At 71.2% G+C, this 20,539-nt stretch carries 19 protein-coding genes and 1 riboswitch; of the genes, 10 read left to right on the top strand and 9 right to left on the bottom strand.

All coding sequences use genetic code 11. The annotated features are described in order from the left end of the window. Window positions 1–5: 5 nt before the first annotated feature. The 4 genes from bluB to ACH34R_RS21360 form a co-directional block, all read right to left on the bottom strand. Complete coding sequence (gene bluB / locus ACH34R_RS21375) at window positions 6–635, bottom strand: 5,6-dimethylbenzimidazole synthase (RefSeq protein ID WP_397563217.1); 630 nt, start codon at window positions 633–635, stop codon at window positions 6–8. A 31-nt stretch (window positions 636–666) separates the two neighbouring features. Next, a riboswitch (cobalamin riboswitch) is annotated at window positions 667–866 on the bottom strand. Between the two features lie 70 nt (window positions 867–936). Continuing rightward, the gene (locus ACH34R_RS21370) at window positions 937–1,413 is read right to left on the bottom strand and encodes an HPP family protein (protein WP_397563216.1); all 477 of its coding nucleotides are present in this window, start codon (window positions 1,411–1,413) and stop codon (window positions 937–939) included. A 570-nt stretch (window positions 1,414–1,983) separates the two neighbouring features. Further along, entirely contained in the window at window positions 1,984–3,036 is a 1,053-nt protein-coding gene (locus ACH34R_RS21365; protein ID WP_397563215.1) for a beta-propeller fold lactonase family protein, read from the bottom strand. 48 nt (window positions 3,037–3,084) lie between these two features. Beyond that, window positions 3,085–3,993, bottom strand: a complete 909-nt coding sequence (locus ACH34R_RS21360; protein ID WP_397563214.1) for a hypothetical protein — start codon at window positions 3,991–3,993, stop codon at window positions 3,085–3,087. Between the two features lie 393 nt (window positions 3,994–4,386). Between ACH34R_RS21360 and ACH34R_RS21355 the strand changes: the two genes are divergently transcribed. Continuing rightward, window positions 4,387–5,079 (top strand): helix-turn-helix domain-containing protein, encoded by a 693-nt coding sequence (locus ACH34R_RS21355; RefSeq protein WP_397563213.1) that lies wholly within the window; start codon window positions 4,387–4,389, stop codon window positions 5,077–5,079. 26 nt (window positions 5,080–5,105) lie between these two features. On the opposite strand, the gene ACH34R_RS21350 is transcribed toward ACH34R_RS21355, so the two are convergent. Beyond that, window positions 5,106–6,272, bottom strand: a complete 1,167-nt coding sequence (locus ACH34R_RS21350; RefSeq protein WP_397563212.1) for a Cmx/CmrA family chloramphenicol efflux MFS transporter — start codon at window positions 6,270–6,272, stop codon at window positions 5,106–5,108. A 685-nt stretch (window positions 6,273–6,957) separates the two neighbouring features. Here ACH34R_RS21350 and ACH34R_RS21345 point away from each other — a divergent pair. The 3 genes from ACH34R_RS21345 to ACH34R_RS21335 all read left to right on the top strand — a co-directional run bounded on the left by ACH34R_RS21345 (window position 6,958) and on the right by ACH34R_RS21335 (window position 8,559). After that, window positions 6,958–7,674: a hypothetical protein gene (locus ACH34R_RS21345; RefSeq protein ID WP_397563211.1), complete on the top strand. Its 717-nt coding sequence runs from the start codon at window positions 6,958–6,960 to the stop codon at window positions 7,672–7,674. Window positions 7,675–7,799: 125 nt separating this feature from the next. Beyond that, window positions 7,800–7,979: a hypothetical protein gene (locus ACH34R_RS21340; RefSeq protein ID WP_397563210.1), complete on the top strand. Its 180-nt coding sequence runs from the start codon at window positions 7,800–7,802 to the stop codon at window positions 7,977–7,979. A 67-nt stretch (window positions 7,980–8,046) separates the two neighbouring features. Next, on the top strand, window positions 8,047–8,559 hold the full coding sequence (locus ACH34R_RS21335) for a nitroreductase family protein (protein ID WP_397563209.1): 513 nt from the start codon (window positions 8,047–8,049) through the stop codon (window positions 8,557–8,559). Window positions 8,560–8,746: 187 nt separating this feature from the next. On the opposite strand, the gene ACH34R_RS21330 is transcribed toward ACH34R_RS21335, so the two are convergent. After that, on the bottom strand, window positions 8,747–9,127 hold the full coding sequence (locus ACH34R_RS21330; RefSeq protein WP_397563208.1) for a winged helix-turn-helix transcriptional regulator: 381 nt from the start codon (window positions 9,125–9,127) through the stop codon (window positions 8,747–8,749). Window positions 9,128–9,199: 72 nt separating this feature from the next. Here ACH34R_RS21330 and ACH34R_RS21325 point away from each other — a divergent pair, with 72 nt between their 5' ends. The 3 genes from ACH34R_RS21325 (at window position 9,200) to ACH34R_RS21315 (ending at window position 14,559) form a co-directional block, all read left to right on the top strand. After that, window positions 9,200–9,988 (top strand): MBL fold metallo-hydrolase, encoded by a 789-nt coding sequence (locus ACH34R_RS21325; protein WP_397563207.1) that lies wholly within the window; start codon window positions 9,200–9,202, stop codon window positions 9,986–9,988. 125 nt (window positions 9,989–10,113) lie between these two features. Next, window positions 10,114–13,281 carry a BTAD domain-containing putative transcriptional regulator gene (locus tag ACH34R_RS21320; protein WP_397563206.1) on the top strand — a complete coding sequence of 1,056 codons (3,168 nt, stop codon included), beginning with the start codon at window positions 10,114–10,116 and terminating at the stop codon, window positions 13,279–13,281. A gap of 84 nt (window positions 13,282–13,365) precedes the next feature. Next, complete coding sequence (locus ACH34R_RS21315) at window positions 13,366–14,559, top strand: cytochrome P450 (protein WP_397563205.1); 1,194 nt, start codon at window positions 13,366–13,368, stop codon at window positions 14,557–14,559. 49 nt (window positions 14,560–14,608) lie between these two features. On the opposite strand, the gene ACH34R_RS21310 is transcribed toward ACH34R_RS21315, so the two are convergent. Both ACH34R_RS21310 and ACH34R_RS21305 read right to left on the bottom strand, forming a co-directional pair. Continuing rightward, window positions 14,609–15,589 carry a tyrosine-type recombinase/integrase gene (locus ACH34R_RS21310; protein ID WP_397563204.1) on the bottom strand — a complete coding sequence of 327 codons (981 nt, stop codon included), beginning with the start codon at window positions 15,587–15,589 and terminating at the stop codon, window positions 14,609–14,611. A gap of 48 nt (window positions 15,590–15,637) precedes the next feature. Next, on the bottom strand, window positions 15,638–16,573 hold the full coding sequence (locus tag ACH34R_RS21305; protein WP_397563203.1) for an anti-sigma factor RsbA family regulatory protein: 936 nt from the start codon (window positions 16,571–16,573) through the stop codon (window positions 15,638–15,640). Between the two features lie 326 nt (window positions 16,574–16,899). Here ACH34R_RS21305 and ACH34R_RS21300 point away from each other — a divergent pair, with 326 nt between their 5' ends. From ACH34R_RS21300 to ACH34R_RS21290, 3 genes are all read left to right on the top strand, one after another. Continuing rightward, window positions 16,900–18,252 (top strand): TrkH family potassium uptake protein, encoded by a 1,353-nt coding sequence (locus ACH34R_RS21300; RefSeq protein ID WP_397563389.1) that lies wholly within the window; start codon window positions 16,900–16,902, stop codon window positions 18,250–18,252. A 180-nt stretch (window positions 18,253–18,432) separates the two neighbouring features. Then, window positions 18,433–18,660: a hypothetical protein gene (locus ACH34R_RS21295; RefSeq protein WP_397563202.1), complete on the top strand. Its 228-nt coding sequence runs from the start codon at window positions 18,433–18,435 to the stop codon at window positions 18,658–18,660. Between the two features lie 423 nt (window positions 18,661–19,083). Next, entirely contained in the window at window positions 19,084–19,686 is a 603-nt protein-coding gene (locus ACH34R_RS21290; RefSeq protein ID WP_397563201.1) for a class I SAM-dependent methyltransferase, read from the top strand. On the opposite strand, the gene ACH34R_RS21285 is transcribed toward ACH34R_RS21290, so the two are convergent. Then, window positions 19,661–20,536, bottom strand: a complete 876-nt coding sequence (locus ACH34R_RS21285; protein WP_397563200.1) for a LysR family transcriptional regulator — start codon at window positions 20,534–20,536, stop codon at window positions 19,661–19,663. The two genes, ACH34R_RS21290 and ACH34R_RS21285, sit on opposite strands and share 26 nt — an antisense overlap. Window positions 20,537–20,539 lie beyond the last annotated feature (3 nt).

Raw genomic sequence — 20,539 nt, 5'->3', positions numbered from 1 at the left:
GATTCCTACTGAGCTCCCCAGCGGTCGTGATGGACGGCGGCCTGAAGTGGGCGGCGGTGGCGCCAGCCGTGTCGTTCCAGGTCGGGGTCGCCTTCGAGGTGGGTGACGGGGCCGAGGCACAGCCAGGCGACCGGGCGGACCTCGGCGGGGATGCCGAGCAGGTCCCGCACGAAGGGCTCGCGATAGAACGACACCCACCCCACACCGAGCCCTTCGGCGGTGGCGGCCAGCCAGAGGTTCTGGATGGCCAGGCACACCGAGTACAGGCCGGCGTCGGCGATGGCATGGCGGCCCAGCACGGCGGGGCCGCCTCTGCCCTGGTCATAGGTGACCACGATGGACAGCGTCGACTCGCGCACCCCGTCGATCTTGATGTGGGCGAACCGCCGGGCGGCCTCGGCGTCGAGGGTGGCGGCGTAGGCGGCCCGTTCGTGCTGGACATGTTCGTGGAAGGCGGCGCGGATCGCGGTGTCGCGTACCACGATGAAGTCCCACGGCTGGGACAGTCCGACGCTGGGGGCGGCGTGCGCCGCCGTCAGCACGCGGTGCAGCACCTCCTGCGGCACGGGCGCGCCGGTGAACTGGCCGCGCACGTCGCGGCGGCGGTGGATGACGTCGTACAGATGGCTGTTCATGGGCAGGCTCCCGCTGCATGGCCCCCATCAGAGGGGGCGGTGGGCGCGAGGCCGGTCTTCGGACTCCCGGATCAACGCCTGACCGCCCGCCTTCCCGGCCCTTACGGGCCAGTGGCCGTGCTTCGCACCTGGGCGGCGACTTCCCGGTCACCGCGGCGGGCCCGTGCCGGAATCACACCGGCTTCCCGATTCTCCTCGCGATCGCGAGGCACCTCGCAACAGTTCGCCGAGCAGTACCGTACCGTGACGACCCGCACCGCCGCCCAGGGGCCCCGAGTTCGGCCCCGGAGCCCGCCTCCGGTCAGGCCCTTGCGGCCACGGGCAGTACCGGCTCCAGCCGGAACATGCCCGTGACCATCTCCGCCGCGTCCTCCGCCGGTCGTGTTCGCCCGGCCACGGCGTCCAGGACATCGACGGTCGTGATCATGCCGATGAAGGCTCCGCCCGCCGCCATGACCGGTACGGCGTCGCAGCCCGCGTCCCGCATCACCGTCGCGACGTGCGGCAGGGACGCGTCCTGGCGGACGTGGGGGATGCGCCGCCCGGTCAGCAACCGGCGCAGCGGTGTGCGGGACTGCGCCTCCGGCCCGCCCGTCCAGGACGCCGCCAGGTCCTCCTTGGTGAGGATGCCCAGCAGCAGGCCGTGCTCGTTCACCACCGGCAGGTGGTGGATGCCCGCCCGGCGCATCAGTTCCCAGGCCATCAGCGGGGACTCCTCCGGCCGGACGATCACCAGGGCCCGGCTCATCACCTGCCCGGCGGTCAGCGTCTCATCCATGGTCATCCCCCTTTCAACGCGGGCCAGGTCCAGGTCCCGGACCCAGGCCGGGTCCTCGCCGTGGTCGCGGGCCCGCAGTCGATGTCGTTGAGCATCGCCATGTCCAACGGCGTGGTGGTGGTCCCCCCCTTCTAGTACCCGCGTACGTGCGGATTGTCGTGCCCGTGGCGGCGGCATCCGATCCCGCGGCATGGCCCGGTGCGCCGCGTGCGCAGTATGATCATCGGCAGGCGGCCCGTGGGATCGCTCGTCGCGACGGTGTCCATGCCTCGACCCTCCCTTCGCCCCTTCGCGGGCGGAGGCGGGGGTAGGGACCAAGGTCCCTAGCTCAACGTACGCCTCCCGTGCGGCTGCCGCTGTCCGGGCCCGCCGGCTCCGGTGCCCGCGCCACGCCCGCCGTCGCCGGCCGTAACCGCATCCATCCGATCGTCGATGATCACCCGGCTACGGCAGGCGGGCCCGCCGCTGCGCAGCGATGTGGTGACCGGCCCCGCCGGCAACCTGGTCGAACTGTTCCAGCCCGCGGCCCCCCGCGCGGGAGGTGTGGTCCCGCGCGGGCTGTGGGCCGGGTCAGTGGGCCAGGGTGAGCACCGAGACGCTGTGGGAGCCGGTGTTGGTGAGGTACAGGAACCTGCCGCCGGGGCCGGAGGCGGTGTAGCGCGGGTCGTCGCCGACGGCGACCTCCCCCAGCACGGTGTTGGTGCGGGTGTCGAAGATGTTCACGGTGTCGGAGCCGGAGTTGGCGACATAGGCGATGCGGTTGCCGGTGTGCAGGGCCAGGCCGCGTGGGTTGGTGCCCACGGTGATGGTCGCGGTGACGGTGTTGCGGCGGGCGTTGATGACCGAGACGGTGCCGCCGAGGGTGTTGCTGACGTAGACGGTACGGCTGTCCGGGGTGACCAGGACCCCGCGGGGTTCATCGCCGACGGCGATGGTCGCGGTGACGGTGTGGGCGGCGGTGTCGATGACTGAGACGGTGTCGGAGTCGGAGTTGGCGACGTACGCCGCACGTCCGCTGGGGGTGAAGGCGATGCCTCTCGGGGACAGCCCGACGGCGATGGTGGCGGTGACGGTGTGGGTGGCCGTGTCGATGACGGTGATCGCCCCGGAGCCGGTACTGCTGACGTAGGCGAAGCGGCCGTTGGGGGCGATCGCCACCCCGCGGGGGGCGTCGCCGACCGGGATGGTCTTGATGACCTCGCGGCGCGCGGTGTCGATCACGGACACGTCGTCGGAGTCGCGGTTGGCGATGTAGGCGAACGCGCCCTTGCGGACGAAGCCGACACCGTAGGGGAAGGTGCCGACCGGGATGGTGTCGATCTCGGTGCGGCGGCGTACGTCGATGATCGAGACGGTGTTGGAACCGGCGTTGGTGACATAGGCCTGGCGCCAGCCGGGGGCGAAGGCGACCATGCGGGGGTTGAGGCCGACGTCGATGGTGGCCAGCACCACGGGGCGCACCGAGCCGGGGTGGGCTCCGGACGCCGCGCCGGGAAGGGCACCCACGGGCGCGGCGACCGCCGCGGCCGGTGCGCCGGTGGTGGCCAGCACGGCGCAGGCCAGGATGGCGGGCAGGAGGCGGCGGGCGAGGCTTCGGCGGGGACCGGGACGGTCAGGTGACATGGATGCTGTGACCTTTCGTGAAGGGGGATGCCCCAGGCCGGGGCCGGGTCAGGCGGGGGCGCCGGAGGCCGGGGTCGGTGGGGACAGCGGTTCGGTGCGGCCGCTGTTCCGGTCGCGGGCCAGGGCGTAGGCGGCGGCGCTGATGTACAGCGCGACCGGAAGTACGTAGTCGCCGTCGCGCTCGACGAACTGGAACCACTCCTGGCCGACCAGCGGGCGCAGTAGTTCGGTGCCGAGCTTCCAGACCAGGACGAACATCAGCAGCGGACGCCACGGTTTGAACAGGATCGCCAGGCCGAGCAGGATCTCGAAACCGCCGACCAGGACCATCAGGTTGGCCGAGTCCACGGTGGCCGGGCCGATGCCGAAGAAGGCGAAGAAGTCGTACCAGTAGCGCTTGTGCTCGAAGGCGCCGAAGCCGCCGTGGCCGATCAGCAGCAGGGCCAGGCCGCCGCGCATGGCCCAGTGGATGGCGATGAGGGTGCGGTCGGAGATGGCGGCGGGCTCGTCCACGCGCTCCAGCCAGCGGCGCAGGGACCAGCCGCCCCAGCCGGCCATGATCAGCAGTGCCAGCGGCATGCCGTAGTTGCCGCCGCGCTCAAGGAACTCCCACCAGCCTTCGCCGACGGTAGGGCGGAGCAGGGCGGTGAAGACGCCCCACACGGTGGTGTGCAGCAGCAGGACGCGGGCGGGCCAGAACAGGATGAGCAGGCCGACGGTGATGTCGATGGCGCCGGTGACGTACATGAGGTAGTTCAGGGCGGCGTCGGAGGAGATGCCGAAGAGGTCGTAGTAGGGCAGCCAGGCCCGTGAGCGGCTCAGGCCCGCCCAGCCGTGCCCGATGAACTCGATGGACACTCCGATGCGCAGCAGCCAGTAGAGCTTGGTGGTGAACGAGGCCTCCGCGATGGTCTCGCGCAGGGATTTCGGGCCTTGGGAAGCGACGGTTCGGCTCATCACGGACGCCCCAATCGTTGGCGGTGGGGTTGGTATCCGAAAAATAGGCTTAAGCGATGAGCAAGGAAAGAGGAAAAGGGGGCCCATATTTATATGACTGTTCGCTCATTTTAAGGAGAGGGCACGTCAAAGCCGTCGCCGAGCTGTGGGTCCGTCAACGTGCCGATATGTCATCGGGCGGGATCGGTGTGTGACGAATCGCCGGGGTCGCCGCTTTGTCGGCGCGATGAGAGAAATGAATGGCCGGTTTTCGGCCTTTTTTATTCTGAGTAAGGGATATGAGAAATCCTTTCTGTTGTCCGTGTCGCCTCGGGCGCTGGGAGGCGGGCGCGCGGGTCGCGGTGACGGCGTGCGGCGTTGACCCAAGAAAACACCTCAGCCAGCATTGACTCAATGGATATTGATAGAAATGTCTCGCCGGAACGGGTCGCCCTGCACCAGGCCCTGGCCGATCCCGCGAGGCTGGCGATCGTCGATGCCCTGGCCGTCGGTGATCTGGCGCCGGGAGAGCTGGGACGCCACCTGGACCTGCCGTCCAACCTGCTGGCCCACCACCTGCGTGTACTGGCACAGGTCGGTCTCATCGCCCGCGGCCGATCCCATGCCGACCGCCGCCGTGTCTACATCCGGCTGATCCCCTCGGCGCTGGAGGCCGTGCACCAGCACCGGGTCCTCACGGCGTCGCGGGTGGTGTTCGTGTGCACCGGCAACGCCGCCCGCTCGCCCCTCGCCGCCGCGCTGTGGACATCGCGCAGCGCCGTCCCGGTCACCTCCGCCGGCACCCGCCCGGGTCCCGGCCTCAACCCCCGCGCGATCAGCGCCGCCCGCCGTCACGGGCTGAGCCTGGAGCGGCAGGGCACCGCGGACGTCCGCGACGTGATCACCCCCCACGACCTGGTCGTCGCCGTCTGCGACAACGCCTACGAAAAGCTCGACCCGGGCCTGCGGCGCGTCCACTGGTCGGTCCCCGACCCCGGTCCGGTCGACACCGACGAGATCTTCGAGGACGTCCTGGCCCTGCTCACCGAGCGCGTCGACCGGCTGGCCGCCCTGACCGCCGCGGAGCCCGGCCCCGCCCCGTCGTGAGCCGCCCGCCCCCTGTGCGGAAGACCTCAGGCCGGGCGCTCCCGTACGCGCAGCGCCGTCCGGGCCAGGCCCGCCGTGACGAACGCCGTCGCCACCAGCGCGGCGCTGATCCACAGCGGCGAGCGGTAGCCGAGCCCGGCGGCGATGGCGAGGCCGCCGAGGGCCGGGCCGGCCGCCGCGCCCACGTTGAACGCGGCGGTGGCGAAGGAACCGCCGAGCGAAGGGGCGTCCGCCGCCGCGTACAACGCCTGGGCGATCAGCGTCGAACCGACGGCGAACGACAGGGCGCCCTGGACGAAGACGAGCAGTACCGTGGCGACCGGGCTGCCGGCCGCCACCGCGAAGAGCACCCACCCGGCGAGCAGGGCGATCCCGCCGAACAACAGGACCCGCATCGGCCGCGTGTCCGACAGCCGGCCCGCGATGCTCACCCCGGCGAACGAACCGAGCCCGAACAACGCCAGCATCAACGGCACCCGGCCCTCGGAGAGCCCGCCGACGTCTACCACCAGCAGGGCCAGGTAGGTGAAAGTGCAGAAGGTGGCGCCGTTGACCAGCGCGCCGAGCAGCAGTACGACCGGCAGCCGCGGGCCGCGCAGGGCCCGCAGTTCGCGCCGGACGCCGGGACGGGCCTCGCGCGGGTCACCGGCCGTGTCCGGTACGGAGCGCAGCACCGCGAAGACGGCCGGCAGGGAGATCAGCGCGACCGCCCAGAACGCCGCCCGCCAGCCGAGCGCCTGGCCGAGCACGGCACCGCCCGGCACCCCGGCGACGCACGCGAGGGTGATGCCGCCGAGCAGGACGGAGGTGGCCCGCCCCTTGGCGTTCGGCGCGGCCATGCCCGTCGCCGCGGCGAGCCCGACGGCGAGGAATCCGGCGTTGGCCAGCGCGCCGAGGACCCGGGTCGCCACGAGCGCGGCGAAATCGGTGGTGACCGCGCCGACCACGTGTACGAGCACGAACGCGACCAGGAAGACGAGCAGTGCCCGGCGGCGCGGCCAGCGCAGGCTGAGCACCGCCATCAGCGGGGCCCCGACGATCATGCCGACGGCGAAGGCCGACGTCAGCGCGCCGGCGGCAGAGACGGACACGTCAAGTTCACGGGCGATGTCCGGAACCAGCCCGGACAACATGAACTCCGACGTCCCCTGGGCGAAGACCGCCGATCCGAGAATGTAAATGGCGAAGGGCATGAATAGATGACTCCACAGCCGCACGAAAGAGGATCACGAAGAACAGGGCATGCGGCCGGCTTGTGTGCACCGGGAGGGGGTGTCCGCTCCGGCCGTGGGCACGGCAAAGGCGCGACCGCATGAAAGGGCCCGGCCGGCACGATGAAGATGCCGGAAATTACCGGGGGAGATCAGTCCGTACGAGGGCGATCCGGCGGCGTGGGTGACGACAAGAGGCGCGGCTCAGCCGAAGGGAACGGCCGGCGCGTCGCGCACCACGGAAGGCCACCGGAGAACCGGTGGCTAGCGTCTAGACGCCTCGGGACTGGACATGCCGCCAGGGTAGCGAACGGCCCGGCAGGCTGTCGAGTGGACGTCAATGGCGGCTCGATGCCGGATCAAGCCGCCGGCCGGGACGGGATCGGCACGGCCGTTCGCCGGAAGGGGCCGTGCCGATATCGACCGGCGCAGGCCGGGGACGCGGAACTGTTAATGGGTGCCGGCGTTCTGGCGGCGGCGTGGATCACACGGGAGTCCACACCGGCAGGCGTTCGACCCTGACGCCACCGGCCGGAAACTCATCCCCGCCGCCAATGCCACAGGCCCTCCAAAAGCCCTTGGTCATTGAGGTTTCAATACTTCGACATGCACGAGCGTCCGGATCAAAAGCATCACATGCCAGATAGGAAAGAAATAGGCTCGCCGAGTGGATCACAACTTATCGTCCTTCCCGCAGTCCGCTGAACGGCTTCGCGGTGTCATGATCGGACCGCCCGTGGGCGACTACATCGCACTGTGGGACGAGCACGACGTCAGCTTCTGGCGGCTGTCCGGCGCGCCGCCCAGCATGCTGGGAGCGGGTGCGATGATCCGGGTGAGTGACGAGACCGGCCGTTATCGCGAACTCGGTCTCCTCGACCAGGAGGCAGGCCTTCTGGTGCTGCGCGACCAGGACCAAGGGCCGGGTGCGACGCCCGTGGTCCAGCTCGTTCCGCTCGCCCCGGTCACGATGGAGGAGGCGAAGGCCGGGTCCATCAATGACGACATCACCGTGGCGCGGTGGCTGGGCGACGTCGCCTTCGCCGCGGCCACCCGTGGCGAGTGGCTGGCGATTCACCGGGGAAGCCGGCAAGGGCCGTTCGAGCCGATCGTCGTGGTCGAGCTGCTACGGGACGCGAACGGCGCGTGGTCATCGGCGGTACGAGCGACACCGGTTCCCCAGGGCGCGGAGTTCTGGAGCGAGCATACGGTCGGGACCGACCGGGCGGCCCAGCAGATCGCGACGGCGGCGAGTTCCAAGGCGCTGACGGACAGCGGGGTCATGGCCGTCGCGGCGTTCCTCTCGTGGGGCATCCACCCGCTCATGCTCGGCATGACGTTCGGGCCGAACCCGCACGGGCCTTGGTCGGAGTCAGCGCTCTGACCCGGGGCCGGCCGTTCGTCGTCGAGCGGGTGCGGCTGACAGACGGCGGCATCGCGATCGAGGGCGAGTTCGAGCCGCCTTAACCGGCTCGGCTCACGGTCGAGGATCAGGTCTTCGTCAAGCAGATGGAACAGATCTTCGGAGTGAGCCACCCGACGATCAAGTCACGCCTCAACCGGATCACGCAGATGCTCGACTTCGTGGAGAACGATCCGGCGTCGTCGCGGGCCGACATCATCGATCGGCTGCGTCGCGGCGAGATCACCGCCCAGCAGGCCGTGTCCGAGATGGGGGCGCTGACGTGATGCCGCGGCTGGTGACCTTACACCTCGAACGCCCTGGCCATCACGATCGGCTGGGTAGCCTGGCCGCATGCGCCTGGAGTGGATCACGAGTCTCAGAGCCACGCGTACGTTCACGCCTGATGACGTCTCCCATGACCAGGTGACGGCGGTCCTGGAGGCGGCGCGGTGGGCGGGGTCGGCGCGCAACCGGCAGCCATGGCGGTTCGCCGTGGTACGCGACCGCACCCTCCTGCGCGAGCTGAGCGCGCTCGGCGCCTACGCCGGGCACCTGGCGGGCGCGCCGGTGGCGGTCCTGCTGGCCGTGGACGCCACGTTGAGCACTCAAGACGCCGAGTTCGACGCGGGACGGGCCGCCCAGAACCTCATGCTCGCCGCCCACATGCTCGGCCTGGGCTCCTGCCCGGTCTCCTTCTTCCCCGCAGGCAACGCCGAGACGGCCACCAGACTCGCCGGGTTCCAGGAGCCGTGGCGTGTCCGTACGGGCATCTCCCTCGGCCACCCGGCGCCCGCCGTCAAAGGCACCCCCGCCATTCCCCAGGGCAGGCTCCCGCTGAGCGATCTGGTCATCGAACCGCCCTGAGCGGCAGGTCCAGTGCGCGGATCCAGGTGGACACCGCCGCGGCGGTGTCCACGGCGTTCTCCCCGAGCAGGGTGAAGTGGTCGCCGGCGACTTCCACCGGTTCGTGGCCGAGGGGCCACGAACAGGGTCGGCACCGGTACCGGCCTGGCGTCGCCGGGCACACGGATGTAGCCGGCCGATGGCCGTGTCAGGGCCTGCCGGGCGGTGGGTACGGCGGGAACTCGGGTGGCGGCGGGCCCGCCGGGTCCGAGGCGGTCCAGCTCGTTCCCCAGGTGGCGAGCGCGTGCAGCACGCCGGTGAGCGCGGTGCCGGCCGCGGTGGGCACGTACTCGAAGCGATGGGGGCGCTCGGCGTAGATCTCCTTGCGCAGGACGCCGGCCTCGGTCAGCTCCCGCAGCCTGCGGGCGAGCGTGTTCTCGCTCACCGGCAGGCGTTCGCGCAGCTCGTCGAACCTGCGCGCGCCCTTGAGGATCTCGCGCATGATGATCAGCGCCCAGCGGTCGCCGATCACGTCCAGGGCGCGGGCCGCGGGGCAGTTGTCATAAGCCAGGTTCCGGCGCACCGCCATGACCGGACACTAGCAGCTTCCATAAGAGAAGTCGCCGATGTATCGTCCTTGCTTGTGACTTCCAAAACAGAAGTGGCTGATCGTGAGGTAGCTCCTGGTATCCACCGCTTCGGCGACGATCACGTCAACTGGTACGTCCTGGAGGACAAGGGCGCCCTCACCGTGATCGACGGCGGCATGCCTGCCCACTGGTCACAACTGCTGGACTGGCTGGCCCGGCGAGCCCTTTCGCTGGACGCCGTCAAGGCCGTCGTACTGACCCACGGCCACGCGGACCACCTGGGCATCGTCGAGCGGCTGCGCAGGGAGACCGACGCCCTCGTCCACGTCCACGAAGCGGACCGGCCGCTCAGCCGGGGCATCGGACTGAGGCGGCCGCCCCGGCGGATCGTCCGCAACCTGTGGCGTCCGCACAATCTGGCGCTGTTCGTGGCCTGGGCGCGCGACGGCGTACTGCGGGTTCCGCCCGTGCTGCACGCCTCGGCCTTCGGCGACGGGCAGGTGCTCGACGTACCGGGCGGGCTGCGGGTCGTCCACACGCCCGGGCACAGCGCGGGCAGCAGCACGCTCATCGCGCGGGACGGCGCCGTCGCGCTCACCGGCGACGCGCTCGTCACCCTCGACGTGGTCACCGGCCGGAGGGGGGTCGGCATCATGCCCGGCAAGCTCAACGACGACCCCGCCCAGGCGCTGGCCAGCCTGGACAACCTCAAGGGAGTGGAAGCACGGATCGTGCTGCCCGGCCACGGGCGTCCGTGGGCGGACGGCCTCCGGGATGCGCTGAACCGGGCCCGCAGGGCCGGCATCGACTGGCGTGACGTCTCAGCCCACCACCACGGGCACGATCACGCCACACCATAGCCCCGACAGCCCGGGTTCGGGCTCGCGACATATCGCGTTTCCTCCTACCATGTCTGATGGAGGTGGGCGGTGTGCTCGCAGTGACGGTTGGCCGGACGTCGCCACGGCTCGGCACAATTGCTGGTGTGAAAGTCGTGCTGCTCGGCCCGTTCGAGGTCACGGACCACGATGGGGCCGTGGTGCAGGTCCCCGGGGTCCGGCTGCGCGCGCTGCTGGCCGCGCTCGCCCTCGAACCCGGCCGGATCGTCACCCGGGCGCGACTGGTCGACTGGATCTGGGGGCGACGCCCGCCCGCGGACGAGGTGAACGCCTTGCAGGCGTTGGTGTCCAGGCTGCGCAGAGCGCTGCCGGACGGCGTGATCGAGGCGGATTCGGGCGGATACCGGCTGGCCGTGGCTCCCGAGGCCGTGGACGTGTGCCGGTTCGAGCACCTGCTCGGGCAGGCCCGTACCGCAGGGCCCGCCGCGCGGGCTGATCTGCTGCGCTCGGCCCTGGCGCTGTGGCGCGGTACGGCCATGGCCGACATCGCGCTGCGCGACAGCGACGCCTTCGACGCCGCGGTCGCGCGCCTGACCGAACTCCACCTCGCCGCCGTCGGGGACCGCATCGACGCCGACATCCGGCTCGGCCGCGGCTCGGAGCTGGTCTCCGAGCTGACCGAGCTGGTCGCCACGCATCCGCTGCGGGAGGGATTCGTCGCCGCCCTGATGCGCGCGCTGGCCGAGGCGGGACGCGGGACCGAGGCGTTGACCGTGTACCAGCGGACGCGCGAACGGCTCGCCGAGGAGCTGGGCGCCGACCCGTCGGCCGAGCTCTCCGCGCTGCACACCGCGTTGCTGCGCGGCGAGATCGGGAAGCGGCCGGAAAACCGCCAGACGAACCTGCGGGCCGGTCTGACGAGCTTCGTCGGCAAGGACGACGACATCGCCGCGGTCGCCGCCCTGGCCGGCCGGCACCGGCTGGTCACCTTGACCGGGCCGGGCGGCTCCGGCAAGACGCGCCTGGCCACCGAGACCGCACGTACGATGCTCGCCGAGCTGCCGGACGGGGCGTGGCTGGTGGAACTGGCCTCCGTACGGCCGGGCGGAGACCTGGCGCAGGCCGCCCTCACCGCGATCGGCCTGCGTGAGCGGGCGCTGCTCGGCGGCGCCCGCGGCGGGGAGCCGATGGACCTGCTCATCGGCGCGGTCCGGGACCGCTCGATCCTGCTGATCCTGGACAACTGCGAGCACGTGATCGAGGCGGCGGCGGCCTTCGCGGACCGGCTGCTCGGGGAGTGCCGCGGGGCGCGGATCCTGGCCACGAGCAGGGAGTCGCTCGGCATCATCGGGGAGGCGCTGTGGCAGGTCGAGCCGCTCGCGCTGCCCGCCAACGGGGCCGCCCCGGCCGCCGCTGGGGCCTCGCCCGCGGTACGGCTGCTGCGCGACCGCGCGGGCCTGGTACGCAAGGACATCGGCTCCGACGCGCGCGCCCTGCCGGCCATGGCGCGGATCTGCCGCGCGCTCGACGGGATGCCGCTGGCGATCGAACTGGCCGCGGCGCGGCTGCGCACCATGTCCATCGACCAACTGGAACGCGGCCTCGATGACCGATTCCGGCTGCTGACCGGCGGCAGCCGCACCGCGCTTCCGCGGCACAAGACGCTGCGCGCGGTCGTGGACTGGAGCTGGGACCTGCTGAGCGAGGCCGAGCGCGCCGTGCTGCGGCGGCTTTCCGTGTTCTCCGGCGGGGCGAGCCTGGAGGCGGCCGAACGGGTCTGTGCCGGTCCGGCGCTCGCGGGGGAGCAGGTGCTCGACGTGCTGACCGCGCTGACCGAGAAGTCGCTGCTGCTCGCCGACGGCGAGGGCGCCCCGCGCTACCGGATGCTCGACACCATCAGGGAGTACGCGGCGCACCGGCTCGCCGAGGCGGGGGAGACCGAGGCGGCCCGCCGGGCGCATCTGGCCTACTTCACCGAACTGGCCGAGACGGCCGAGCCGCACCTGCGCCGGGCCGAGCAGCTGGAGTGGCTGCCCAGGCTCAGAGCCGAGCACGACAACATCAGCGCGGCCCTGCGCGGGGCGATCGCCGAGGGCTGGGCCGAGGAGGCGATGCGGCTGGTCGTACCCGCGGGCTGGTACTGGTTCCTCAGCGGGCACAAGGCCGAAGGCACCGAGCTGTGCGTCGCGGTGGCCTCGCTGGACGGCGAGGTGCCCGAGGAAGTGCGCGCGATGGCGTACTTCACCGTGACGGTGTTCGTGTCCGCCGGGTACGGCGATGAGTATCAGGCGCAGGAGTGGATCCACGAGGCGTACCGGTTCACCCGGCGCGGCCACTATCGCAACCCGCTGCTGGGGTTCGTCGGCCTGCTGGAGCGGATGCTACGCGAGCCGACGGCGTTCCTGCCCGCGTTCGAGCCGCTCATCGCCGACGCCGACCCATGGGTGCGCGCGCAGGCCAGGCTCACGCGTGGCAGGATGCGGCTCACGTACGGCCTGGACACGACCGACATGGACCTCGACCTCGACATCGCCCTCTCCGAGTTCCGCGCGCTGGGCGACCGGTACGGGATCTCGCTGGCGCTGACCTACGTGGCCGACCGGCTCGCCATGCGGGGCGAGTTCGCGCGCGCGTGCCGCCACTACGATGAGGCGGTCGCGGCGCTGGCCGAGCTGGGCGCGGACGAGGACGTCGTCGGCCTGTGGGCGCGGCAGGCCCAGCTCTACTGGCTGCTCGGCGACGAGCGCTCCAGTGACTTCGCGCTGGCCGAGGCGCAGCGGCGCGCGGAGGGGATCGCCTGGCCGGACGCGCTCGTCGAGCTGGAGATCTCGATGGCGCAACTGGCGCGCTGGCGCGGCGAACCTGACCGGGCGCGCCGGCACCTGGCCACGATACGGGCGATGCCCGGCGGCGACACCCTCGATATCACGATCATCGCGCAGCACGGCTACCTCGCCGAGGATCTGGAGGAGTCCCGGGCGCATCGGGCCGAGATGTTCCGCGTGGGCATCGACCATGCCTTTCCACCGCTGCTCGCCGAGGTTTTGATCGGGATCGCGGATCTCGCGCTGCGCCAGGGGCAGTACGAGCAGGCCGCGCGGCTGCTCGGGGCGAGCGACGGCGTGCGCGGCGCACCGGATCGTTCGCACCCGGACGCCGCACGGATCGCCGCGGACGCGCGGGAACGCCTCGGTGACGCCGCGTTCGCCGAGGCGGTCCAGGCCGGTCAGCGGGCGGACTGGCGGGAACTGGCCGAGATCATCCTCGCTCCACGAACGCCGGGCCGCAGGGCGACCCCGCCGAACGTCAGGTGAGGCGCGCCCGCCTCACACTTCACCCCGCTGTCCTGTCGTACGTGGTAGGGGCTCACACCCGCCCACCGGACGAAAGGACAGAAGATGACCCACGCACTGGAATTGCCGCTGCAGATGCGGCGCGACGGTTTCGACCCGGTCGAGGAGCTGGCCCGGGCCCGCGAGGAGGAGGGTGTGGTGCGGGTGCAGACACCCTTCGGCCTGCCCGCCTACCTCGTCTGCCGGCACGAGGACGTCCGCCAGGTGCTCTCGGACCCGGCCCGGTTCAGCAACGCGCTGACGCCGTTCCCGGGGGCCGGGCAGGTCGACGCCGAGGAGGCGGCCCGCTTGCGGGCCGGGCAGTTGATCGCGTTCGATCCGCCCGAGCACACCCGGTTGCGGCGGATGCTCACCGGGGAGTTCACGGTGCGGCGGATGCGCAGGCTGGAGCCGCGGATCACCGAGATCGTGCGGATGGCACTGGACGATCTGGAACAGGCCGGCAGGCCGGCCGACCTGGTGGCGCATTTCGCGTTGCCGGTGCCCTCACTGGTGATCTGTGAGCTGCTGGGCGTGCCGTACGCCGACCGCGCCGAGTTCCAGGATCGTTCCGCGCGGATGCTGGACACCTCCTCACCGATGGGGGAGCGGGTGGCGGCGCAGCAGGAGGGCCGCGTCTACATGGGCGACCTGGTGGCCCGCGCGCAGTCCGAGCCGGGGGAGGACATGCTGGGCATGCTGGTACGCGAGCACGGCGGCGAACTCGGCACCGATGAGCTGATCGGCATCGCCGAACTGCTGCTGCTCGCCGGGCATGAGACGACCTCGAACATGCTCGGCCTGGGCACCTTGGCCCTGCTGCGGCACCCGGACCAGATGGCGCTGATCCGCGAGGATCCGGCACTGGCCGAGCCCGCGGTGGAGGAGTTGCTGCGCTGGCTGTCGATCGTGCAGGCGCTGCCGCCGCGTACGGCCACGGCGGATGTGGAGATCGCCGGGCACGTCATCCCGGCGGGGTCGCTGGTGATCGTCTCGCTGCCCGCCGCCAACCGTGACCCGGCCTTCATCGGCGACCCGGAGACCCTGGACATCAGCCGGGGGGCGGTGGGGCATGTCGCGTTCGGGCACGGGGTGCATCACTGCCTGGGGGCGCCGCTCGCGCGGATGGAGATGCGCATCGCCTTCCCGGCGCTGTTGCGGCGGTTCCCCGGCCTCGCTCTGGCCGATCCGGACGAGGAGGCGATCTTCCGGGCGTTCAGCATCGTGTACGGGTTGCAGTCGCTGCGGGTGACCTGGTGAGACGAAGCCGACGAATTCGGACATATTATACTTTGTAAAGGCGTCGGGCTCAGAGCGGTCGCGCCTCTGGCAAGATCAACCGATCAACAGCCTGTCGGCGACGATGCTCCGGCCGCCGGTCATAGCGGGCCGTGGTGGCGGGGGAGGCGTGGCCGACCAGGGCTTGTGCGGTGGCCAGATCGACACCGGCGTCGAGTAGTTCGCCGATGAAGGTACGGCGGAAGTCGTGCGGCGTCTTTCTGGACGCGCCCGCGGCGGCGAGCCTGCGGCGGATGATGTCGGCCACCGCCTGCCCGGTCATCGGCGCGGGCGCACCGTCGCGGTGGCGCAGGCGTCCGGTGCGGCCGATCGGGCAGAACAGCGCGCCCGCCGTCGCCCCGCGTACGGCCAGCCAGCGTTCCAGGCGGGCGACCGCCGCGCCGGTGAGGTAGGCCAGCCGTTCGCGGTCGCGCTTGCCGCGTACCCGCAGCGAGCGGGCGGCCGGGTCGTAGTCGGCGAGGTTGAGGCCGGCGATCTCGGCGCGGCGGCAGCCGGTGGAGTACAGCACGGCGACGAGGGCCGCGTCGCGCAGTCCTGCGGGGCCGTCGTCGGCCTCGCAGGCGGCCAGTACCGCGGCGACCACCTCCGGGGGCACGTGGGAGCCGGCGGGCAGCCGGGTGTGCTGGACGGTGGGCAGGTCGGCGGCGCGCTGGTAGTCCTCGGCGGTCATCCGGCCGAGTCGCCAGGACTCGCGCAGCACCCGGCGCAGCGCGACGAGGTGTTTGTTGACGTGGGCGGGGGACCAGCCCTGGCCGGTGAGCAGGGCGCGCATGCGCACGGTGTGCTCGTAGCGCAGCAGGTGCCAGGGTTGCCCCTCCCCGGTGGCGGTCTCGTCGCCGGTGAGGATCCGGGCGATGCGGTCCAGGCAGCCGGCCATCGTGCGGCGTGACTCGGCGCTGGCCAGGGAGTCGAGGTAGGCGTGGTAGGGGTCGGCGGCGGCCGGTGCCGGGGTCGGTTGCCGCTGCGGTGCGGGTCGGGCGAGCGCGTCCACCCGGCCGATCTTAACCGCCGGTGGTGTCATCGCCGTGGTGCCGGTGGGTCAGGCGGGGCGCAGGCGCAGGCGTATCCGGGTGCCGGTGTGGCCGGTGCGGATCTGGACGAGGTCGCACAGTTGGCGTACCGCCCACAGGCCGTGCCCGCGCGAGGTGGTGGGGTCGGGTCGCAGGTAGCCCGGGTAGGGGGTGTCGAGCCGGCCGGTGTCGGTGATGTCGCAGACGGCCTCGCCGGCATCGGCCCACAGGTGGATGGTGCCGTGTCCGCCGCCGTGCTCGACGGCGTTGGCGGCGATTTCGTTGGCCGCGAGGAGGAGGCGTTCGGTCTGTTCGGGGGGCAGGGCGAGCAGGGTGGCGGCGGCGGTCAGGCCGCGTCGCATGCGGTGCAGGCTCGCGTCGAAGGGGATGCGCAGGGCGGCCGGTGGCGGGCCGGGCAGCGGCTGGTGGTCGTCGGCGCAGGTGAAGGTGGTGGGGTCGGTGTAGGTGTCGCTGGGGTGTTCGCCGTGGGCGGTGAGCATGGACGGGTGGGTGCGGTGGGCGTCGGTGAGGATGTGGGCGGGTAGGGTCCGCCGGTCGTAGGGGCACATGATGCGGGCGGGCCGGTCGGCGAGCGCGGCGTTGATGACGGACTCGTAGCGGGTCCATTCGGCCTGTTCGGCGTGGTCGCGTCCGTGCCAGACGGGTTCGCCGATGATGCGTACGCCGGTGGCGGCGTGGGTGTCGACGTAGTGGCCGTAGGCGGTCAGGGTGCGGCCGGGTGAGCGGTACCACTCTTCGGCGGGGGCGAAGTCGACGCGGGCTGCGGCGGGGCCGAGGGCGTCGGTGAGCAGGGTGATGTTGGCCGGGGTGGTCACGGCGAGCACCTTTTCGCCGGTGGCGAGCCCGTCGCGGCAGAAACCGGTGGTCGCGGCGAGGAACTCGGTGTCGTCGTCGTAGATCAGGGCCTGGTGGACCAGTGGCCGCACGTCGTCGATCTCGTGCATCGTGTCACCGTCACCAGCCGATCCGTAGAGGCGGTCGGGGGGGGTACTTCGCGTGCTCTACCCCCATCGCCCGCGTGGCAGATCCTACAGCGTGGCGAGCTTTGCCGAGTCGTGGCGGGTACTGGTGGGTCGCGGTGGGTCGTGGGCGTCAAGAACGCATCAAGATCATAAGGATTCCAACAAATGCCGTATAGGGTCGCTGACCGGTTCACTGCCGAGGGCAGGCTGTGGCGCGCCCGCCTACCTGGGGGAATGGCGCTCGCCACGCTGCCGTGACGATGGGGGCGTTGATGCGACCGGGGGCGAGGCCGTCATCGGCGGCGGGCATGCTGAGCGCCGTCGGCGCCGTCGTCTCCGGGCGGGGACACCATCCCTCGCGGGCGGTGGTGATCGGCTTCGCCGCCGCCGTGCTGGTCGGTACGGTACTGCTCGCCCTTCCCGTCGCCGCGACCGACGGGCGGTCGGCGGGCTGGGCGGACGCGCTGTTCACCGCCACGTCCGCGGTGTGCGTGACCGGGCTGGCGGTGGTGGACACCGCGGGGCATTGGTCGGTGTTCGGTGAGGTGGTCATCGCCTTGCTGATCCAGGTGGGCGGGCTGGGCATCATGACCTTGGCCACGTTGTTCACCGCGGCGGTGTCCGGCCGGTTGAAGCTGCGTTCGCGGCTGATGGCGCAGGCCGAGACCAAGTCGCTGGAGGCGACGGGCATCGGGCGTACCGTGCGCAACGTCGTGCTGTTCAGCCTGGTCTGTGAGTCGGTGGTGGCGGTGGTGCTCACCGGCCGGTTCGCCCTGGGGTACGGCGAGCCGTTGGGCCGGGCGGTCTACCTGGGCGTGTTCCATGCGGTGTCGTCGTTCAACAACGCCGGTTTCGCACTGTGGCCGGATAATCTGATGGGTTTTGTCACTGATCCGTGGATCTGTTTGCCGATCGCGCTCGCGGTGATCGTGGGTGGGCTCGGGTTTCCGGTGGCGTTCGAGTTGCTGCGTTCGTGGCGTCCGCGGAGTTGGTCGCTGCTGACCCGGATCACGGTGGGTTTGACCGGGGTGCTGCTGGTGGCCGGGACGCTGGCGTTCGTGCTGGGGGAGTGGCACAACCCGAAGACCCTCGGTCCGCTGGACGGCGCGGGCAAGGTGCTGGCCGGGTTCTTCGCTTCGGTGATGCCTCGTACCGCCGGTTTCAACAGCCTGGACGTCTCGGGGATGCATCCTTCCAGTTGGCTGGCCACCGATGTGCTGATGTTCATCGGCGGGGGCAGTGCGGGGACGGCCGGTGGCATCAAGGTGACCACGTTCGGGATGTTGCTCTTCATGGTGTGGGCGGAGTTGCGCGGCCGGCCTCGGGTGGACATCGGGCACCGCGCGCTGGGCGTGGCGACCCAGCGCCAGGCCATCGCGATCACGGCGCTCAGCGCGGCGGTGATCGCGGTGTCCACGCTGGTGCTGCGCCAGCTCACTCCGCACAGTCTGGACGCGGTGTTGTTCGAGGTCGTCTCGGCCTTCGCCACGGTCGGGCTGTCGACGGGGATCACGGCGAGCGTGCCACCGGCCGGGCAGTTGCTGTTGATCGCGTTGATGTTCGTGGGCCGGGTCGGGCCGCTCACGCTGGGGTCGGCTCTGGCGATCAAGGAGCGCAGGCGCCGCTACGAGCTGCCCGAACAGCGGATGATCGTCGGCTGATCCGCTCGTCGGGCGGTGGCGGTGCGGCGGTGGGGCAGTACGGCCCCCTTCATGAGATGGATTCGGCGCCCCGGATGTGACATTTGGGGCTATGAGATATTTCACGATCTTGAAAGAGGTGGTGGAACTTATGTCCGTGTAATGATCTTTCAAAGTCACCTGTCAAGAGAGGGACTAGCTTTGAAGCGGATCGTCAGAATGATGTCCATCGTCACCGCAACGGCTGCCGCCGCCCTCGTTTTGGGATCGGGTCCGGCATCGGCAAAGGCCATGATCATCGTCAAGACCTACCCGGGGACCGCCGCCGGCGCCAGGGCCTGCCAGATCGACCTCAAGCTGGCCCCCCCGAACTACTTCTGCACGCGTATCCAGGCGACCGGGCGCAACGCCCTCGCGTACTGGGGCTGAGATCGCCGTCAAGGTGAATCGGCACTGAGGTTCGGCAAGGGCGGGAATGGAATCCGGCGTTGACACGGCTGTCGTTTCCGGCTGTGGTCGGCGCCGGATTCCATCCGGTGCGGATCTGGTGATGTCGGCCGCCCGCCAGGAGCGCGCGGGGGAGGCCGCCGCCGTTCAGGAGACGTCTTTCGAGCTGGGGGCGGGGCTGGGTATCGCGATCTTGGGTACGGTGCTGTCCGTCGGGTATCGGGTCGCGCTGCCGGGCGTACCTCCTGGCGCGGATCGGTCGCTGTCGGCGGCGGTCGAGATGGCGCGGGCGCTCGCCCCGGCGCTGGCCGGTGCGGCGGGATTGCTCTGGCCGGCTGACCGCTGCCGCCGCGGCGGTGATGCTGCGCGACCGTCCGGAGGGCGTAGGTCCGGCAGGATGATCGCATGGCGGTAAAGAACGGCAAGCGCTGGAACCACAACATCCACTATCACCCGCGGATCCTGCGCGCCGTCCCCGCCGGAGCGCGGCGGGCTCTTGACGTCGGGTGCGGTGAGGGCATGCTCGCCCGGGGGCTGCGGCAGGCCGTACCGCATGTCACCGGCATCGACCTGCACGCGCCCAGCGTCGATCAGGCCCGGGGGCATCCGGGCGACATCGAGTACGTCCAGGGCGACTTCCTCACTCACCCCTTCGAGCCCGCCTCGTTCGACGTCGTCGCGTCGGTGGCCACGTTGCACCATATGGACGCCGCGGCGGGGTTGTCGCGGATGCGCGAGTTGCTGCGTCCAGGCGGAGTCTTGGCGGTCGTCGGCCTGGCCCGCAGCGTCATGCCCGGTGATCTGCCGCGTGACCTCGCCGGGGTCGCCGCCGGCCTGCTCCATCGCGCCGTCAAGGGCCACTGGGAGCATCCCTCCCCGATGGTGTGGCCGCCGCCGGTGACGTATCCGCAGATGCGGGCGCTGGCCACCGAGATCCTGCCTGGTTCGCGGTATCGCCGGCATCTTCTCCTGCGCTACAGCATCATCTGGCGCAAGCCTCAGCACTGACGCGCAGATCGGTCGCGGCGCGGACGAGTGATGCGACCGCCAGAGAGCGGCTGCCGGGCGGCCATGCGATCACCGTGGTGACCTTCGGCGCGTCGATGACGGGCACCGAGACGTGTTCGGGCCACTGCCAGGCGCGGCTGGAGGCGGGGATGACCAGCAGGGTCTTGCCGAGCGCCACGAGCTGGGCGAGTTGCGATTGGGTGCGTACTTCCGGGCCGGGCCCGTTGGGGTAGGAGCCGTCGAGGCGGGGCCATCGGGCGATCGGCAGGTCCGGTACGTGGCTGACGTCGGCCATGGTGAGCTGATCGCGTGCGGCCAGGGGGTGGGCCGCGGGAAGGATGGCGACCTGGTCTTCGACGCAGAGGTCTTCGGTGTCGAATCCGGCGAGGTCGTCGAACGGGCGATGCATGAGGGCCACGTCGGCGCGGCCGTCGCGCAGCATCCCTGCCTGCTCGCCGACCTCGCACAGGAGGACCTCGACCGGTGCCGCGCCGGGTTCGTTCGCGAGCGCGTCGAGGAGCCGTCGTAGCAGCTCATGGGATGCCCCGGCCTTGGTCACTAGCACCAGTGGCCGCCTCGGGGCCCCGGCGCGGCGCGTCCGGCGGGTGGCGGCCGCGACCGCGTCGAGGGCCGTTGCGGCCTCGTGGAGCAGCACCTTGCCCGCGGGGGTGAGTGCCACGCCGCGGCGGTCGCGGTCGAAGAGCCGGACACCGAGCCGCTGCTCCATCTGGCGGATCGCGCGGGAGAGCGGGGGTTGCGCGATGCCGAGCCGGACGGCGGCGCGGCCGAAGTGCAGTTCTTCGGCGACGGCGACGAAGTACCGGAGCTCGCGGGTTTCCAGGTCGTCCACGTG

The sequence above is a fragment of the Spongiactinospora sp. 9N601 genome (assembly GCF_044326295.1).
Classification (GTDB): Bacteria; Actinomycetota; Actinomycetes; order Streptosporangiales; family Streptosporangiaceae; genus Spongiactinospora; species Spongiactinospora gelatinilytica.
Note: the sequence above shows the minus strand (reverse complement) of the source record. Positions and strands in the feature narration are given on the sequence as shown.

What these genes read in the sequence shown, in the direction of transcription:
- bluB (WP_397563217.1), bottom strand. Translation starts at nt 635, where the DNA reads ATGAACAGCCATCTGTACGACGTCATCCACCGCCGCCGCGACGTGCGC.
- ACH34R_RS21370 (WP_397563216.1), bottom strand. Translation starts at nt 1,413, where the DNA reads ATGGATGAGACGCTGACCGCCGGGCAGGTGATGAGCCGGGCCCTGGTG.
- ACH34R_RS21365 (WP_397563215.1), bottom strand. Translation starts at nt 3,036, where the DNA reads ATGTCACCTGACCGTCCCGGTCCCCGCCGAAGCCTCGCCCGCCGCCTC.
- ACH34R_RS21360 (WP_397563214.1), bottom strand. Translation starts at nt 3,993, where the DNA reads ATGAGCCGAACCGTCGCTTCCCAAGGCCCGAAATCCCTGCGCGAGACC.
- ACH34R_RS21355 (WP_397563213.1), top strand. Translation starts at nt 4,387, where the DNA reads ATGGATATTGATAGAAATGTCTCGCCGGAACGGGTCGCCCTGCACCAG.
- ACH34R_RS21350 (WP_397563212.1), bottom strand. Translation starts at nt 6,272, where the DNA reads ATGCCCTTCGCCATTTACATTCTCGGATCGGCGGTCTTCGCCCAGGGG.
- ACH34R_RS21340 (WP_397563210.1), top strand. Translation starts at nt 7,800, where the DNA reads ATGGAACAGATCTTCGGAGTGAGCCACCCGACGATCAAGTCACGCCTC.
- ACH34R_RS21335 (WP_397563209.1), top strand. Translation starts at nt 8,047, where the DNA reads ATGCGCCTGGAGTGGATCACGAGTCTCAGAGCCACGCGTACGTTCACG.
- ACH34R_RS21330 (WP_397563208.1), bottom strand. Translation starts at nt 9,127, where the DNA reads ATGGCGGTGCGCCGGAACCTGGCTTATGACAACTGCCCCGCGGCCCGC.
- ACH34R_RS21315 (WP_397563205.1), top strand. Translation starts at nt 13,366, where the DNA reads ATGACCCACGCACTGGAATTGCCGCTGCAGATGCGGCGCGACGGTTTC.
- ACH34R_RS21305 (WP_397563203.1), bottom strand. Translation starts at nt 16,573, where the DNA reads ATGCACGAGATCGACGACGTGCGGCCACTGGTCCACCAGGCCCTGATC.
- ACH34R_RS21300 (WP_397563389.1), top strand. Translation starts at nt 16,900, where the DNA reads ATGCTGAGCGCCGTCGGCGCCGTCGTCTCCGGGCGGGGACACCATCCC.
- ACH34R_RS21290 (WP_397563201.1), top strand. Translation starts at nt 19,084, where the DNA reads ATGGCGGTAAAGAACGGCAAGCGCTGGAACCACAACATCCACTATCAC.